The 15061-nt window shown below is 72.2% G+C and carries 12 protein-coding genes; 1 reads left to right on the top strand and 11 read right to left on the bottom strand.

Translation table 11 applies throughout. The features are described from left to right. Nucleotides 1–17 precede the first annotated feature (17 nt). The 5 genes from trxA to E0W78_RS00275 all read right to left on the bottom strand — a co-directional run bounded on the left by trxA (nucleotide 18) and on the right by E0W78_RS00275 (nucleotide 6746). Entirely contained in the window at nucleotides 18–344 is a 327-nt protein-coding gene (gene trxA, locus E0W78_RS00255) for a thioredoxin (RefSeq protein WP_131401860.1), read from the bottom strand. 26 nt (nucleotides 345–370) lie between these two features. Further along, nucleotides 371–1339, bottom strand: coding sequence for a thioredoxin-disulfide reductase (gene trxB, locus E0W78_RS00260; protein WP_131401861.1), 969 nt, complete (start codon nucleotides 1337–1339; stop codon nucleotides 371–373). An 85-nt stretch (nucleotides 1340–1424) separates the two neighbouring features. After that, the gene (locus E0W78_RS00265; protein ID WP_131401862.1) at nucleotides 1425–2927 is read right to left on the bottom strand and encodes a protein kinase family protein; all 1503 of its coding nucleotides are present in this window, start codon (nucleotides 2925–2927) and stop codon (nucleotides 1425–1427) included. A 118-nt stretch (nucleotides 2928–3045) separates the two neighbouring features. Next, a complete protein-coding gene (murJ, locus tag E0W78_RS00270) occupies nucleotides 3046–4710 on the bottom strand; it encodes a murein biosynthesis integral membrane protein MurJ (RefSeq protein ID WP_242686157.1) in 1665 nt (554 codons plus the stop codon). After that, complete coding sequence (locus tag E0W78_RS00275; RefSeq protein WP_131401863.1) at nucleotides 4707–6746, bottom strand: DUF6049 family protein; 2040 nt, start codon at nucleotides 6744–6746, stop codon at nucleotides 4707–4709. Before E0W78_RS00275 ends, murJ begins: the two co-directional genes overlap by 4 nt. 41 nt (nucleotides 6747–6787) lie before the next feature. Here E0W78_RS00275 and E0W78_RS00280 point away from each other — a divergent pair, with 41 nt between their 5' ends. Continuing rightward, a complete protein-coding gene (locus E0W78_RS00280; RefSeq protein ID WP_131401864.1) occupies nucleotides 6788–8212 on the top strand; it encodes a CCA tRNA nucleotidyltransferase in 1425 nt (474 codons plus the stop codon). A gap of 51 nt (nucleotides 8213–8263) precedes the next feature. Here the strand turns inward: E0W78_RS00280 and E0W78_RS00285 are convergent, their stop codons facing one another. Genes E0W78_RS00285 through E0W78_RS00310 form a run of 6 tightly spaced genes read right to left on the bottom strand, consistent with a single transcriptional unit; the run spans nucleotide 8264 to nucleotide 15020 of the window. Beyond that, a complete protein-coding gene (locus tag E0W78_RS00285) occupies nucleotides 8264–9559 on the bottom strand; it encodes an ABC transporter substrate-binding protein (protein ID WP_131401865.1) in 1296 nt (431 codons plus the stop codon). A 56-nt stretch (nucleotides 9560–9615) separates the two neighbouring features. Then, nucleotides 9616–10734, bottom strand: coding sequence for a branched-chain amino acid ABC transporter permease (locus E0W78_RS00290; protein WP_131401866.1), 1119 nt, complete (start codon nucleotides 10732–10734; stop codon nucleotides 9616–9618). Then, a complete protein-coding gene (locus E0W78_RS00295) occupies nucleotides 10731–11627 on the bottom strand; it encodes a branched-chain amino acid ABC transporter permease (RefSeq protein WP_131401867.1) in 897 nt (298 codons plus the stop codon). The genes E0W78_RS00290 and E0W78_RS00295 overlap by 4 nt, the downstream gene beginning before the upstream one ends. Then, nucleotides 11624–13462, bottom strand: coding sequence for a long-chain fatty acid--CoA ligase (locus E0W78_RS00300; RefSeq protein ID WP_131401868.1), 1839 nt, complete (start codon nucleotides 13460–13462; stop codon nucleotides 11624–11626). The genes E0W78_RS00295 and E0W78_RS00300 overlap by 4 nt, the downstream gene beginning before the upstream one ends. Beyond that, nucleotides 13459–14244, bottom strand: coding sequence for an ABC transporter ATP-binding protein (locus tag E0W78_RS00305; RefSeq protein WP_131401869.1), 786 nt, complete (start codon nucleotides 14242–14244; stop codon nucleotides 13459–13461). Before E0W78_RS00305 ends, E0W78_RS00300 begins: the two co-directional genes overlap by 4 nt. Next, a complete protein-coding gene (locus tag E0W78_RS00310; RefSeq protein WP_131401870.1) occupies nucleotides 14241–15020 on the bottom strand; it encodes an ABC transporter ATP-binding protein in 780 nt (259 codons plus the stop codon). The genes E0W78_RS00305 and E0W78_RS00310 overlap by 4 nt, the downstream gene beginning before the upstream one ends. Between the last annotated feature and the right edge of the window lie 41 nt (nucleotides 15021–15061).

Below are 15061 nucleotides of genomic sequence, written 5' to 3' on the forward strand. Positions count from 1 at the left end.
GACGTTCTAGCGACCGCTCAGGCGGTGTACTCCTCCAGCTCGGACAGGATCGCCGACTTGGGGCGGACTCCCACGATCGACTTCACGACCTCGCCCTTGTAGTACAGGTTGATCGTGGGGAGACCGGTCACGCGGTACTGGGCCGGGGTGACCGGGTTGGCGTCGGCGTCCATCTTCACGATGGTGAGCTTCTCGCCCTTCTCCGTAGCGATCTCCTCGAGGATCGGGGCGACCTGACGGCACGGGCCGCACCAGCTGGCCCAGAAGTCGACGAGGACGGGACCGTCGGCCTCGAGCACCTTGCTCTGGAAGTCGGCGTCGGTGACAGCTTCGATGTTGGCCACGAGGGCTCCTTCGGGTGAGGGGTGGGTCAGAGGAGGGACTCGGCCGGCGCGGGGGCACCGGCGAGGGACAGGTCGGCCAGGTAGCGCTCGGCGTCCAGCGCGGCCGAGCACCCGGTGCCGGCGGCGGTGATCGCCTGGCGGTAGGTGTGGTCGACCAGGTCGCCGGCGGCGAACACGCCCGGCAGGTTGGTGGCGGTGGAGCCAGGCTGCACGAGCACGTAGCCCTCGTCGTCCAGCTCGACCTGGCCCTTCACCAGCTCCGAGCGCGGGTCGTGGCCGATCGCGATGAACAGCGCCGACGCCGGGACGCGACGGGTCTCGCCGGTGACCGTGTCACGCAGCGTGACGGCCTCGAGCAGTCCGTCGCCGTGGATCTCGGCGACCTCGGAGTTCCAGGCCATCTCCAGCTTGGGGTTGGAGAAGGCGCGCTCCTGCATGATCTTGGACGCGCGCAGCTCCTCGCGGCGGTGCACCAGGGTGACCTTGGAGCCGAAGCGGGTCAGGAAGGTGGCCTCCTCGACGGCGGAGTCGCCGCCGCCCACGACCAGGATCTCCTTGTCGCGGAAGAAGAAGCCGTCGCACGTGGCGCACCAGCTGACGCCGTGACCGGACAGGCGGTCCTCACCCTCGATGCCGAGCCGGCGGTAGCCCGAGCCCATGGCCAGGACGACCGTGTGGGCCTGGAAGGTGCGGCCGTCGGCCAGCGAGACGGTCTTGATCGCGCCGGTGAGGTCGACGGCGGTGACGTCGTCGGCGATCAGCTCGGCGCCGAAGCGCTCGGCCTGCGCACGCATGTTGTCCATGAGCTCGGGGCCCATGATGCCGGTCGGGAAGCCCGGGAAGTTCTCGACGTCCGTGGTGTTCATGAGGGCGCCACCGGCGGTGACCGACCCCTCGAACACGAGCGGGTTCAGGTTGGCCCGGGCGGCGTACACCGCAGCGGTGTAACCCGAGGGGCCCGACCCGATGATGATCAGGTTGCGAACGTCGGACATGGACGACCTTTCGGTGGACGACCCACGACGGGGTGGTGTGCTGGCGTCAACGCAGTCTAGGCGCTGGGTATTCCGGTCCGTGACGTCACGGGCGTCCGCGGACGACGACCTCCTGGACCTGGCCCTGGAACACCCCGGGACGCACCTCGGGCACCCGCCGCAGCCAGACGACGACGTACCGGCTGAGCACCTGGTCCTCGAGGTCCATCTTGACCGCGCCGGTGACGTTGCGCCGGCTCGCGACCAGCCGCATGCCGACGGGGGACCGTGGGGCGCTCTTGCGCGTCGACGAGGTGTAGACCGACAGGCTGGTGGGCCCGGAGCCGACCCGGACCTCCACCGACGTCAGCTCGCGCTGGGCACCGAGGTCCAGCACGAGGCCCACGCCGTCCTTGAGCCCGGCGAAGTCGGCCGACCCGAAGTACTCCGAGGTGCGCCAGGCGGTCGCGTCCGAGCCGTCGGCGGCGAGGCGCGCGTCGGCGGAGTTCTCGCCGCCGTCGCGTCCCTCGGGGTCGATCGCGGTCACCTCGGTGACCGGCAGGCGGGTGATCTCCGAGGCCGAGGGCGGCTCGTAGCCGCCGTCGTCGCCCTCGACCTGGGCCGCGAACCAGCCGAGGGTGCCCGACAGCACGACGGCGACGACCAGGCCGAGCAGCACGAGGGCCCGGTCGCCGTGGGTCATGAGCCGGGCGCGGGCCCGCGCGCGCTGCCACGCGGTCGGCGGCTTGGGGGCGTACGCCTTGGGCCGCCGGCGCGGGGGCTCCAGGCCGGGAGGCGGGCCGGCCGGGACGACGACGGGGTCGATCCGCAGCAGGTCCGAGCCGTCCAGGTGCGACATGCTCGGCTGCTCGTCGGGCACGACGTCGTCGCCGACCTCGCGCAGCTCGTGGGCGATGTCGCGGGCGGTCAGAAGCGGACGGGCTCCGTGGCGCGGCGGGTCGCCGAGGATGCGGTCGCACACGTCGTCGACGTCGCGCGAGACACCGGCGACGACCTGGCGCGGGTGCAGCACGTGGCCGTGGACGGTCGGCGCGGCGCGCAGCCCGTCGGTGGGTCCGCCGGGCCAGCGCGCGGCCAGGCAGGCGTACAGCAGCCGGCCGAGGTCGCGGACGTCCTCGCGCTCGGGGTCGCGGCCGTCCTCGCGCACGTCCGGACCCGGAGCCAGGGCGTAGGCGACGCCGAGACCGACGATGCGGACGGCGCCGGACTGCTTCACCAGCACCTGGTGGGGCGTGAGCCGGCGGTGGTGCAGGCCCTGCTCGTGGGCGCTGGCCAGGGCGAGCGCGACCTCGGCGACGACGAGCGCGGCCCGTCGGTTCGGCAGGGTGCCGTGGCGCAGCAGCTGGTCCAGCGGGAACGCTCGTGCCCACTCGCGGACGACCACGGCGAACCCGGCGTCGTCGTCGAGGACGTCCAGGACGCGCAGGAACCGTGGGTCGACCACGACGGTGGAGGCCCGCGCCGCGGCGACGAACGAGGTGGCGCGGGGGTCGTCGGCGGCGAGGGTCTCGATGCCGACGTTGCGCTCCAGGACGTGGTCGCGGGCCCGCCAGGTGGAGGCGCCGAGGCGTTCGGACACGCGTTCCATCAGCTCGTAGCGTCCCGCGACGAGGTCCCCTGAGGAGGGGAACCGCGCGTCCGCCATGTCGAGCCCTTTCGCCGCTTGGGCCCAGCCTAGGCAATGGGGCCAGCGGCGCGCGGGCGGACTAGCGGCGCCGCGCGACGACCTTCAGCACCATGCCGATCTCGGCGATGCGCAGCACCCGGCCGGCGAGCAGGTAGGTGGCCACGCCCAGCACGCCGCCGACGGCCAGCGCGACCAGGCCGCCACCGCTCTGGTCGACGTCCAGGCCGGCCAGGTCGAGCAGCCGCACCGCGGCCAGGACGACTCCGGCGGTGACGGCCAGCGCCAGGACGAGCCGCACGAGGAAGCGGAGCGTGACCGGGTCCAGGACGCGACCGATGCGGCGCGACAGCAGCGTCGTCACCACCACCGAGCCGACCAGGTAGGCGCCGCCGTACGCGAGCGCCAGCGCGGCCGGGACGAGCTCGGGCTCGACCGTGCGGACGAAGGTCACCGCCAGCGTGATGTTCGTGGCGGCGACCAGCACCTGCACGAAGAAGGGGGTGCGGGTGTCCTCGTCGGCGTAGAACCCGCGCATCATCACGTAGTGCACGCTGAACAGCACGATCGCCGGCGCGAAGGCCTGCACCGCGTGACCGATGACCTCGGCGTTGTCGCCGATCGAGCCCCAGGCGTGCAGCGGGGCGATGGCCTGCGGACCCAGGCAGGCGACGCCCACGGCGATCGGGGCGACGACGGCCAGGGCGAGGCGCAGCGTGCGCATGAGCTCGGCCCGCATCGGGGCGTAGGCCCGGTCGGCGGCCAGGGCCGACAGCGTCGGCATCAGCGCGGTGGCCAGCGAGACGGTCACGACGCCGTGCGGGACCTGGCTGATGAGGAAGCCCATCTGGTAGACCGCCGAGCCGCCGGCGGTCGAGCCGTCGGTGGCGCCCGAGACCGTGGCGGACGTGGCCAGGCGGTTCACGACGACGAACGCGACCTGGTTGACCAGGATGAACAGCAGCGTCCAGTAGCCCAGCCGCAGGGTGTGGCCCAGGCCGGTGCCGCGCAGGTCGAACCGCGGGCGGAACCGGAACCCGACCGAGCGCAGGTAGGGCACCAGCACGAGCGCCTGCACCACGATGCCGGCCGTCGAGCCGGCGCCGAGGAGCCACGCCTCGCCGGTGGTGAAGCCGTCGACGTCCGTGGTGCCGCGCTCGGCCGCGCCGAAGACGACCGCGTACACGACCAGCACGAGGCAGGCGACCAGGTTGTTGACGATCGGCGCCCACATCATCGGGCCGAAGCGCCGCCGCGAGTTGAGGATCTGCCCGGCCAGCACGAACGCGCCGTAGAAGAACACCTGCGGCATGCACAGGCGCATCAGCAGCTCGGCGTCGGCGCGCTGGGCGGCGAGCTCGGGCTCGAAGAAGCTGTCGGCGAAGACCAGGCGCACCACCCAGGGCGCCGCGGCGACCAGCACGACCGTCGCCAGGGCCAGGACGCCGAGACCGAGCGTCATGATGCGCTGGGCGTAGGCGTCGCCGCCGTCGGCGTCGTGCTTCATCGCCCGGACCAGCTGCGGCACCAGGACGACGTTGAAGATGCCGCCCGCGACCAGGATGTAGACCGCGTTCGGCACCGTGTTGGCGTTGTTGAAGATGTCCGCGTCCAGCGCGGAGCCGAGCACGTACGCGAGCAGGAAGAGCCGGACGAACCCGCTCAGCCGCGAGACGATCGTGCCCAGGGCCATCCAGGCGCTGGCGCGGACGAGCTCGCCGCCGCCCTGCTGCTCGTCGGTGCTCACGCGGTGCCCTCCCGGCGGTCGCGGCGGCGGAAGCGGAAGCGGCGCACGAGCGCGACGACGACGAACAGGCCGGCCAGGCCGATCGCGACCCACAGCACGGAGCCGACGGCGCTGGATCGCACGTTGAAGTCGACCGGGGTGCCGATGCGGTCGCCGTCCGGCGTGACCAGCGACGCCCGCAGGGTCGAGGAGCCCTGGTCGCCGACGTCGACCTGCACGGTCAACGTGTAGCGCGCCCCGGCGTCGATGGTGACCGGGTCGACGTCCTCGAGCGTCAGTCCCGGACGGCTGGAGCTGAGCTCGACGCCGACGGTGACCGGGCTGGCGGTGTCGTTGCTGATGGTCAGCGGGAACTGCCCCTGGCTGCCGGACAGGGTGACCTGCTGCGGCGTGCCCAGGCTGATGTCGTCGAGCTCGGCGTCGAGTCGGCTCTCGAGCTCGCGGACGAAGGCCCGTCCGCCGGTGGGGTCGTCGCGCCAACGGGCCGACGCGGCGATGGCGACCAGCTGCTCGTCGGCGAGGGTGTCGTCCTCCTCGCTGCGCACCGAGCTCAGCGCCTGCTGCCGCTCGGCCAGGCGCTCGGCGGCGCGGACCTGCTCGACGGACAGCGTGTCGACGTCGGACGTGGCCGGCACGGTCGCCGTCGTGCGCGGGACGGTGCCGCCGAGCCGGGTGTCGAGCGACGCGCCCTGCACCCACGGCAGGTCGTAGAGCTGGCCCAGGTCGCCGGCGGGCCACTGCGACCCCGGGTCCCAGCCGCGCGGCAGCACGACGACGGCGTCGGTCGTGGCCGCGGGGTCGACGCTGCGCTGCAGCGAGGCCAGGGCCGACTCCGCCGCCAGCCACTGGCGCAGGCCCACCACCGAGTCCTCGCCCGGCACGCGGTCGAGCACCGAGTCCTGGAGCACGAGCGGGACGGTGCCGCCGTCGGCCTCGTAGCCGACCACGGAGCCCTGGGACCACTCGGTGTCTTCCAGGGCGTCGCTCGGGACGACGAGCGGGCGGTCGTCCTCGCGCCGGACGTCGGCCACGAGCGCGGTGTCGACGCCCCGGCTCCACACGACCCGCCGGCCGGAGAGGCCGAGCTCCTCCAGCGTGCGGGACGTGGCGTCGGCGATGACGTCGGGCAGCGCGCCGCTCGTGGTGTGCCGCGACAGGGCGAGCGCGTCGGGCTCGGCGTAGTCGACGACCCACAGGGAGGTGCGCCGCGCGAAGGCGAGCAGGTCGTCGCGGAAGGACGTGACCTGCTGGCGCTGGGCGTCGGTGAGCTCGAGCTCGCCGGGCAGCCGGCGCCCGCGCGCGAGGTCGTCGAGCTCCACGAGCAGCGACGGGTCCAGGACCGAGGTGCTCGTGGCCGGCGACGTGCGGGCCAGGTCGAGCACGTGGCGCAGGCGTCCGGCCGGCGACACCGCGGCCAGCAGCGCCTCGGGGTCGCGGTAGGTGCCGTCGCTGCCCAGGACGTCGGGGTTCGTGAACGGCCAGGCGACCGACACCGGCACGCGCGCCCGGGTGCCGGACAGCTTCGGCAGGAATGTCGTGGCGCGCGCGACGGCCTGGTTCTCGCGGACGCCCTCGGGGTCGGTGGCCAGCACCTGGACGCCGGTCGGGTAGACGCCGTCGGCGCCGGTGACCCCGAGCAGGCCGTAGGGGACGCGCAGGGTGAAGGACGTCGTGCTGCCCGGGGCGAGGTCGCCGAGCTGGGCGATCGCGTCGAGCTCGACGACCCGCACGCCGGTGTAGGCGGTGGAGCTGCGGACGGCGTCGCGCACCTGCGCGCGGGTGGTGAACGGCGAGGGGGCGATGACCAGGTAGGCCTGCGCGTCGGTCCAGGTCTCGCTGCCGCGGTTGGTGACGGTGCCCGACATCACGAGCGGCGCGCCCTCGACGAGCTGGGTCTGGCTCATCGCCGTCAGCCGCACCTGGAGGTCGTCGGGGTCGGTGGCGGCGGAGGCGGTGGGGGTCGCGGTGAGGGCCAGCACGGCCGTCGCCAGCACCGCCAGGAGACCCGCGAGTCGACGTCGGGCGGGCGTGGTCACCCGGACATCGTAGAGGGGCCGGCCGCGTACAGTGGTCCCTCGTGTCCCCGACCCTGAGCCCCGAGCAGCGCGCCGCCGTCGAGCGCCACGTCGCCTCCGCCCCGCTGCTCGAGCTGGCCGGGCGCTTCGAGGCCGCCGGGCACGAGCTGGCCCTGGTCGGCGGTCCGGTGCGCGACGCGCTCCTCGGACGCCCGGGGGTCGACTGGGACCTCACGACGTCCGCGACGCCCGAGCAGGTCGAGCGGGTCGTGGCCGGCTGGGCCGACGCCGTGTGGGACGTGGGCCGCGAGTTCGGCACCATCGCCCTGCGCAAGGGCGACGACCAGATCGAGATCACCACCTACCGCGCCGACACGTACGACAGCACGTCGCGCAAGCCCTCCGTCGCGTTCGGCGACCACATCGAGGGCGACCTGTCGCGGCGCGACTTCGCGGTCAACGCCATGGCCGTCCGGCTCCCGTCGCTGGAGTTCGTCGACCCGTTCGGCGGGCTGGACGACCTGGCCGCGCAGGTGCTGCGCACGCCGGTGACCGCCGAGCAGTCCTTCGACGACGACCCGCTGCGGATGATGCGGGCGGCGCGCTTCACCTCCCAGCTCGGCTTCACCGCGGCGCCGGACGTGGTCGAGGCGATGACCGCCATGGCCGGCCGCATCGAGATCGTCTCGGCCGAGCGGGTCCGCGAGGAGCTGTCGAAGCTGGTGCTGGGCCGTGACCCGCGCGCCGGGCTGACGCTGCTCGTCGACACCGGGCTGGCCGACCACGTGCTGCCCGAGCTGCCGGCGCTGCGCCTGGAGAGCGACGAGCACCACCGGCACAAGGACGTCTACGAGCACTCGCTGACCGTGCTGGAGCAGGCGATCGAGCAGGAGGACCGGCTCGGCGGACCCGACCTGGTCGTCCGGCTCGCCGCGCTGCTGCACGACATCGGCAAGCCGCGCACCCGGCGGTTCCAGCCCGGCGGGGCGGTGACCTTCCACCATCACGACGTCGTCGGCGCGAAGCTGGCCCGCAAGCGGCTGAAGGCGCTGCGCTACAGCAACGACGTCGTCGACCAGGTGAGCACGCTGGTCGAGCTGCACCTGCGCTTCCACGGCTACGGCAGCGGCGAGTGGACCGACTCGGCCGTCCGCCGCTACGTCCGCGACGCCGGCGACCAGCTCGAGCGGCTGCACATCCTCACGCGCGCCGACTGCACGACCCGCAACCAGCGCAAGGCCGCCCGGCTCCGCCGCTCCTACGACCACCTCGAGGAGCGCATCGCGGTGCTCTCGCAGGCCGAGGAGCTCGCGTCCATCCGTCCGGACCTGGACGGCCAGCAGATCATGACGATCCTCGACCTCGAGCCGGGGCCGGTCGTCGGCGAGGCCTACCGCTTCCTGCTCGACCTGCGCATGGACCGCGGCCCGATGAGCGAGGACGACGCGGCCGAGGCGCTGCGCGCCTGGTGGGCCGCCCGCGCCTAGACGTGCGACGACCCCGGTCCGGCGGGTGCCGGACCGGGGTCGCCGGAGGGGTCACTGCAGGCTGAAGCAGGGCTCGGAGAAGTCGTAGCCCTCGGCCGTCGGGCCGACCGTCAGCTCCTGCGCCATCGTCACGCCGGTCGGCGCGGACTCGTCGACCTTGCTGATGACGCTCGCCCGGTAGGCGGTCTCGCTCGGCTCGCCCGTCGTGCGGCCGGCCTCCGGGGGCAGGATGCCCTCGTAGTCGACCTCGTCGAGGTTCTTGGCCGCCTCGACGATCGCCTCGCGGGTCACGTCACCGTCGTCCGCGGCCTTCTTGATCGCCGCGAGCAGCGGGTAGCTCCACGTCCAACCGGCGGTGTAGCCGTCGTTGGGCGAGACGTCCTCGCCGATCGCCTGGCGCATCGCCTCGTGGCCGGGCGTGTCGGTGCCGAACGGGCCCCACGGGCCGGCCTGGAAGTACAGCGCCTTGAGCGCCGGCGCGGCCGCGGAGTCCAGCAGTGCCGGGTTCCAGGTCGGGCTCGAGCCGACGAAGGTGCCCTTGAAGCCCTGCGCGGCCGTGCCGCCGACGAGCGTCGCCATCTCGGCCGGACCGGTGCTGACGACCACGAGGTCGGGCTTCTCCTTGAGGATCGCCGCCACGGCGCCGGCCTGGTTGTCCTGGCCGGTCGGGGTCTCGATCTTCTTGAACTCCAGGCCGTTCGCCTTCGCGGCCGCCTCGACGCCGGCCGCGGCGTCTCCGCCGTAGTCGCCGGGGTATCCGACCGCGACGACCTTGGCCTTCACGCCGCGGTTCGCGACCGCCCAGTCGACGCCGTTCATGGCCTCGAAGCAGTAGTTCGCGCCGCTCTCCAGGATCTGGTCCTCGAACTCCCACGCCGAGTTCCACGAGGCCGGGACGCCGATGACGTCGTCGCTCTTCATGTCCTCGAGGATCGCCAGCGTCTGGGACGAGCCGAGCGTCTGCGCGAGCGCGGCGACGTCCTTGCGCATCTCCTGGTACTTGCGGTTGTGGACCTCGGGGTTGTACTCGGCGTCGGCGATGTTGCTCTCGACGTCGATGTCGTACCCGCCGACGCCGCCGTCCTCGTTGACCTTCTTCCAGAACGCCTTCTGCGCGTCGGTGATCGGCACGGCGAGCGGCGCGAACGGGCCCTTGGTGAGGTCGGAGATGACGCCGAGGTAGATGCAGCCGTTGTCGGGGTTGATCTTGGCCGGGCACGCGTCGGAGCTGACGCCGTCGACGGCGCCACTGCCCTCGTCGTCGCCGCCGCTGCGGCAGCCGGTCAGGACGAGCGCGGTGAGCGTGAGGCCGACGGCCGCACGCAGCACGGGGGTGTGCAGCTTCATGGAACGGTTCCTTTCGGGGTGGACGGCCGACGGCCGCGCCGGGAGGTGGAGCGGGGTCAGTAGGAGAAGGGCCACCCCTTCCAGTAGTTGCGGACGCGCAGCCAGATGCCGAACAGGCCGCGCGGCTCGAAGATGAGGAAGCCGATGATCAGCAGGCCGTAGAGGATCGCCTCGAGCTGGAAGACCGACAGCAGGCCCGAGCTGCCCGAGGCGTCGCTGATGAACGGCAGCCAGTGCGCGATCTCGCCGGAGATGCGGCCGAGCGAGGCGATGAACAGGGCGCCCATGATCGACCCGCTGATCGTCGCGACGCCGCCGATGAGCACCATCGCCAGGAACTGCACCGACAGCAGCAGGCTGAACGCGCTGGGCTCGAAGACGCCCACGACCGCGTAGTACAGCGCGCCGCTGACCCCGGCGAAGAAGGACGACATGGAGAAGGCCAGCAGCTTGGTGCGCGTCAGGTCGACGCCGATGACGGCGGCGGCGACGTCGCGGTCGCGGACGGCGCCGAACGCGCGTCCGACGCCCGAGCGCGTGATGTTGCGGGCCAGCACGGCGAAGACGACCAGGAACACGAGCGCGAGCAGGAACTGCAGCTGTCCGCGGGTGAGCACCTCCCCGTCCTGGGAGAAGTCGATGCCGAAGAGCGTCAGCTCCGGGCCACGGCGGCCGACGCCCGGGCCACCGGTGATCTCGCGGGCCTCCCGGAAGATGTGGTCGCCCAGGAACACCAGGCCGAGCGTGACGATGGCCAGGTACAGGCCGCGCAGCCGGACGGCGAGCGGCCCGACCAGCAGGCCGGCGACGGCGGCGACCACGCCGGCGGCGGGCAGCCAGATCCACATCGGCAGCCCGTAGCCGAGCACCGGCCCCTCGGGGTCGCCGCCCAGGACGGCGCCGGTGTAGGCGCCCAGGCCGATGAAGAAGGCGTGCCCGAGCGAGACCTGTCCGGCGTACCCGGTGACGAGGTTGAGACCGATCGCCCCGACCGCGGCGATCATGCCGAGGGTCAGCACCAGCAGCAGGTCGTCCGTCACGACGAAGGGCAGCAGCGCGGCGAGCACGACGATCGCCAGCACCGAGCGGCGCTTCGCCGGGGTGTTGAGCATCGCCATCTCCTGCGTGTACGCGGTGCGCAGGAGCGGACGGTTGCGCAGTGCGGAGCGGCTCATACGCGCTCCACCTCCTTCTGGCCGAACAGGCCGTACGGACGCACGAGCAGGACGGCGAACATGAGGGCGTAGGGCGCGACGAGGGCGAAGTTGGCGCCCAGCCACGGGGCGACGTCGGGCTGGTAGACCGCCGTGAGCGCCTCCACGACGCCGACGGCCAGACCGCCGATGACGGCACCGTTGATCGACTCCAGGCCGCCGATGATGATCGCCGGCAGCGCCTTGAGCGCGATGATCCAGGTGGTCTGCTCGATGCCGGCCGCCTGCGTGGCGACGAAGGTGCCGGCGATCGCGGCCAGGCCGCCGGCGATCGCCCAGGCCAGCGCGAACATCGTGCCGACCTTGATGCCCTGGGCCAGCGCGGTCTCCTGGTCCAGCGCGGTGGCGCGCATGGCCAGGCCGGTGCGGGACTTGCGGAAGAAGGTCAGCAGGCCGACCACGACCAGCGCGGTGACGACCATGAGTCCCAGCGTCTGGTGCGAGATCGAGACGCCGCCGACGGAGAGGCGCTCCGACCCACCGGGGTACTCGACGATCTTGGACTGCACGCCGATGTACCGGTTGGCGATGATGCGCAGCACGATGTCGACGCCGATGGTGATGATCGCCAGGGTGAACACCGGCTTGCCGACCATCGGACGCATCGCGAGCCGCTCGACGACCATGCCGAGCACGGCACCGCAGAGGGCGGCCAGGACCAGGCCGATCCAGAACGGCAGCTCCCACACGCGGGTGAAGTGGTAGGCGAACAGACCGCCGATGATCATCAGCGACGGCTGCGCGAAGCTGATCACCTTCGTGGCCTTGTAGATCATGACGTAGCCCAGGGCGAGCAGGGCGTAGACCGAGCCCTGGCCGAGGCCGTTGACGAGCGCCTGCACGAAGTCGGTCACTGGGGGCTCCCCGCGTACATCTGCTCGATCTGGTCGGCGAACCGCTCGGCGACGACCGAGCGCTTCACCTTCTGGGTGGCGGTGAGCTCGCCCTCGTCGTGGTCGAGCTCCTTGGGCAGCAGCGTGAAGCGCTTGATCGTCTCCACGGCGGCGAAGGCGGTGTTGACCTCGTCGACCACCTGCTGCACCAGCGCGCGGACCTCGGGCTTCTCGGTGAGGTCGCGGTAGGTGGTGAAGGCCAGGCGCCGCTGCTGGGCCCAGCTGCCGACGGTGTCGAGCTCGATGCCGACCAGCGCGGTCAGGTACTTGCGACGGTCGCCCACGACGATCGCCTCCTTGACGTAGGGGGACGCCTTGAGCGCGTTCTCCAGCTCGCTGGGCGAGATGTTCTTGCCGCCGGAGGTGATGATGATGTCCTTGATCCGGTCGGTGATCCGCAGGTGCGTGCCGTCGACCCACTCCCCGACGTCGCCGGTGTGCAGCCAGCCGTCCGGGTCGATCGTGCGGGCCGTGGCCTCGGGGTTGTTCCAGTAGCCGGCGAACGTGCCGTCGTGGCGGGTGAGCACCTCGCCGTCGTCCGCGATCCGCACCTCGACGCCGGGCTGGGCCTCGCCGACGGTGCCGACCTTGACGCGTCCGGTCATGTTGGCGGTGGCGACGGCGCTGTTCTCGGTCATGCCGTAGACCTCGTGCATCGGCACGCCCAGGCCCATGAAGAAGACGAGCACCTCGGGCGAGATCGGGGCGGCGCCCGACGCGGCGTACCGCACGTGCGCCAGGCCGAGCCGCTCCTTGAGCGGGCGGTAGACGAACAGCCAGCCGGCGGCGTACTTGAGCCGGGTGCGCCAGGTGTGACGGCCCTCGTTCTGGACCAGCTCGCGGCCGATGCCGGCGGCGACCTTCATCCAGAAGCCGAACGTGGCTCGCTTGAGCCGCGAGGCGCCGGTCATGCGGACGTGGACGCCGGCGACGATCTTCTCCCAGATGCGCGGCACGGCGAACAGCAGCGTCGGCTGCACCTCGCGCAGGTTCTGCTGGACGGTGTCGATCGACTCGGCGAAGCACACCTGCGTGCCCAGGCCGGCGTTGAACCAGGTCGTGAAGACCCGCTCGGCGACGTGGCACAGCGGCAGGTAGGACAGCACGACGTCCTTCGGCCCGGCCGGCGGGCTGACGAACGACTCGGACTGCTGGATCGTGTGGACGACGAACTCGACGTTCGCGACGGTCAGCATCGCGCCCTTGGGCGGGCCCGTGGTGCCGGACGTGTAGACGAGCGTGGCCAGGTCGCCCGGCTCCGCGGCGTCGGTGAGCGCGTCGACGGCACCGGGGTGGGCGGCGGCGTGCTCGTCGCCGAGCGCCAGGAAGGCGTCCCACGACATCAGCCGCGGGTCGTCGTAGCGTCCGGTGATGCCGCGGTGCTCGAGGTGGACGACGTGGCGCAGGTCGGGCAGCTGCTCGATGACCTCCATCGTCTTGTCCAGCTGCTCCTGGTCCTCGACGACGACGACGCAGGCGCCGCTGTCGCGCAGGACGTGCAGCACCTCCGGCGCCGGGTTCGTCGGGTACAGGCCGACCGTGGCGGCCCGCACCGCGGTGGTGCCGACGTCGGTGTAGAGCCACTCGCGCCGGTTCTCGCTGTGGATGGCGACCCGGTCGCCGGGCCGGACGCCGAGCGCGACGAGCGCGTGGCCGACGCGGGCGGCGGTGGACCAGTACCCGTCCCAGGTCACCTCCTCCCACAGGCCGAGGTTCTTCTCCCGCAGGCACACCCGGTCGGGCGTGCGGCGGGCGTGCTCCCTGACCCGCTGGGCCAGGCTGGTCGGCTCGCTCACGCGTCCTCCTTCGCGGGCAGGCCGAGGTAGGCCGCCACGACGTCGGGGTGCTCCTGCACCTGGGTGGGGGTGCCGGTGACCAGCGGCCGGCCGAAGTCCATGGCCATGACCCGGTCGGCCAGGTCCATGACCAGGCCCATGTCGTGCTCGACGAGGATCATGGCGATGCCGAGCTCGTCGCGGACGTCGAGGATGAACCGGGCCATGTCCTCGGTCTCCTCGCCGTTCATGCCGGCGACCGGCTCGTCGAGCAGGAGCAGCCGCGGCTCCATCGCGAGCGCCCGGCCGAGCTCGATCCGCTTCTGGACGCCGTACGGCAGCATCCCGACCGGCATGCCGCGGTAGGCCTCGATCTCCAGGAAGTCGACGATCTCCTCGACCCGGCGGCGGTTGGCGACCTCCGCGTTGCGGGCCTTGCCGAACCAGGCCACGGCGGCGGCCCAGCCGTAGCCGAGGTGGTGGTGGCGCCCGAGCATGAGGTTGTCGACCAGGTCGAGGTTCCCGAACAGCTCGATGTTCTGGAACGTGCGGGCCACGCCCATCGCCGCGATGCGGGGCGGGCGGACGCCGACCAGCTCGTGGCCGTCGAACACGACGCTGCCCTGCTGGGGCCGGTACACGCCGGACAGCACGTTGAAGATGGACGTCTTGCCGGCGCCGTTGGGGCCGATGACGGCGAACAGCTCGCCGGGCAGGACGTCGAAGGTGACGCCGCTCAGGGCGGTGACGCCGGCGAACCGCAGCTCGACGTCGCGCACCTGCAGGATCGGGTCGGGACTCATGACAACCACCTCTTGCGGCGCTTGTAGTGCTTGACGTCGCGGTACGAGGTGGCCAGCTCGCCGCGTCCCAGGTAGAAGTCGCGGATGTCGTCGTCGTCCAGCAGCGCGGCGGCGGGCTTGTCCATGACGATCTTGCCGTGCTCCATGACGTAGCCGTGCTGGGCGATCGAGAGCGCCATGGTGGCGTTCTGCTCGACCAGCAGCACGGTGGTGCCCCGGGCGTTGATCTCCTGCACGATCTCGGCGATCTGCTGCACGATGCGCGGAGCCAGGCCGAGGCTCGGCTCGTCGAGCAGCAGCAGCTTGGGCCGGGCGACCAGCGCGCGGCCCATGGCGAGCATCTGCTGCTCGCCGCCGGACAGGTAGCCGGCCGTGCGGTCCTTGCGCTCCTTGAGCACCGGGAAGAGCTCGTACACCTCCCCGATCGCGGCGTCGAGGCCGTCGGGGTGGCTGTGCCCGCCGACCCGCAGGTTCTCCTCGACGGTGAACTCGGCGAAGACGCGGCGACCCTCCAGCACCTGGCTGAGCCCGGCCTGGACGATGCGCGGGGCCGGCCAGCGCTCGATCGCGGTGCCGTCGAGCAGCACCTGCCCCTTCGTCACCTTCCCGTCATGGACGTCGAGCAGGCCCGACAGGGCCCGCAGCAGGGTCGTCTTGCCCGCGCCGTTCGCGCCGAGCAGGGCCACGATCGCGCCGTCGGGCACGTCGAGACTCACTCCTCGCAGCACGAGCACGACGTCGTGGTAGACGACCTCGAGGTTCTGGACCGACAGCACGTTCTCTCCCGCCTGGTGGTTGACCGGGACGCTAGAGAGTG

The organism is Aeromicrobium sp. IC_218 (assembly GCF_004336805.1).
GTDB lineage: Bacteria > Actinomycetota > Actinomycetes > Propionibacteriales > Nocardioidaceae > Aeromicrobium.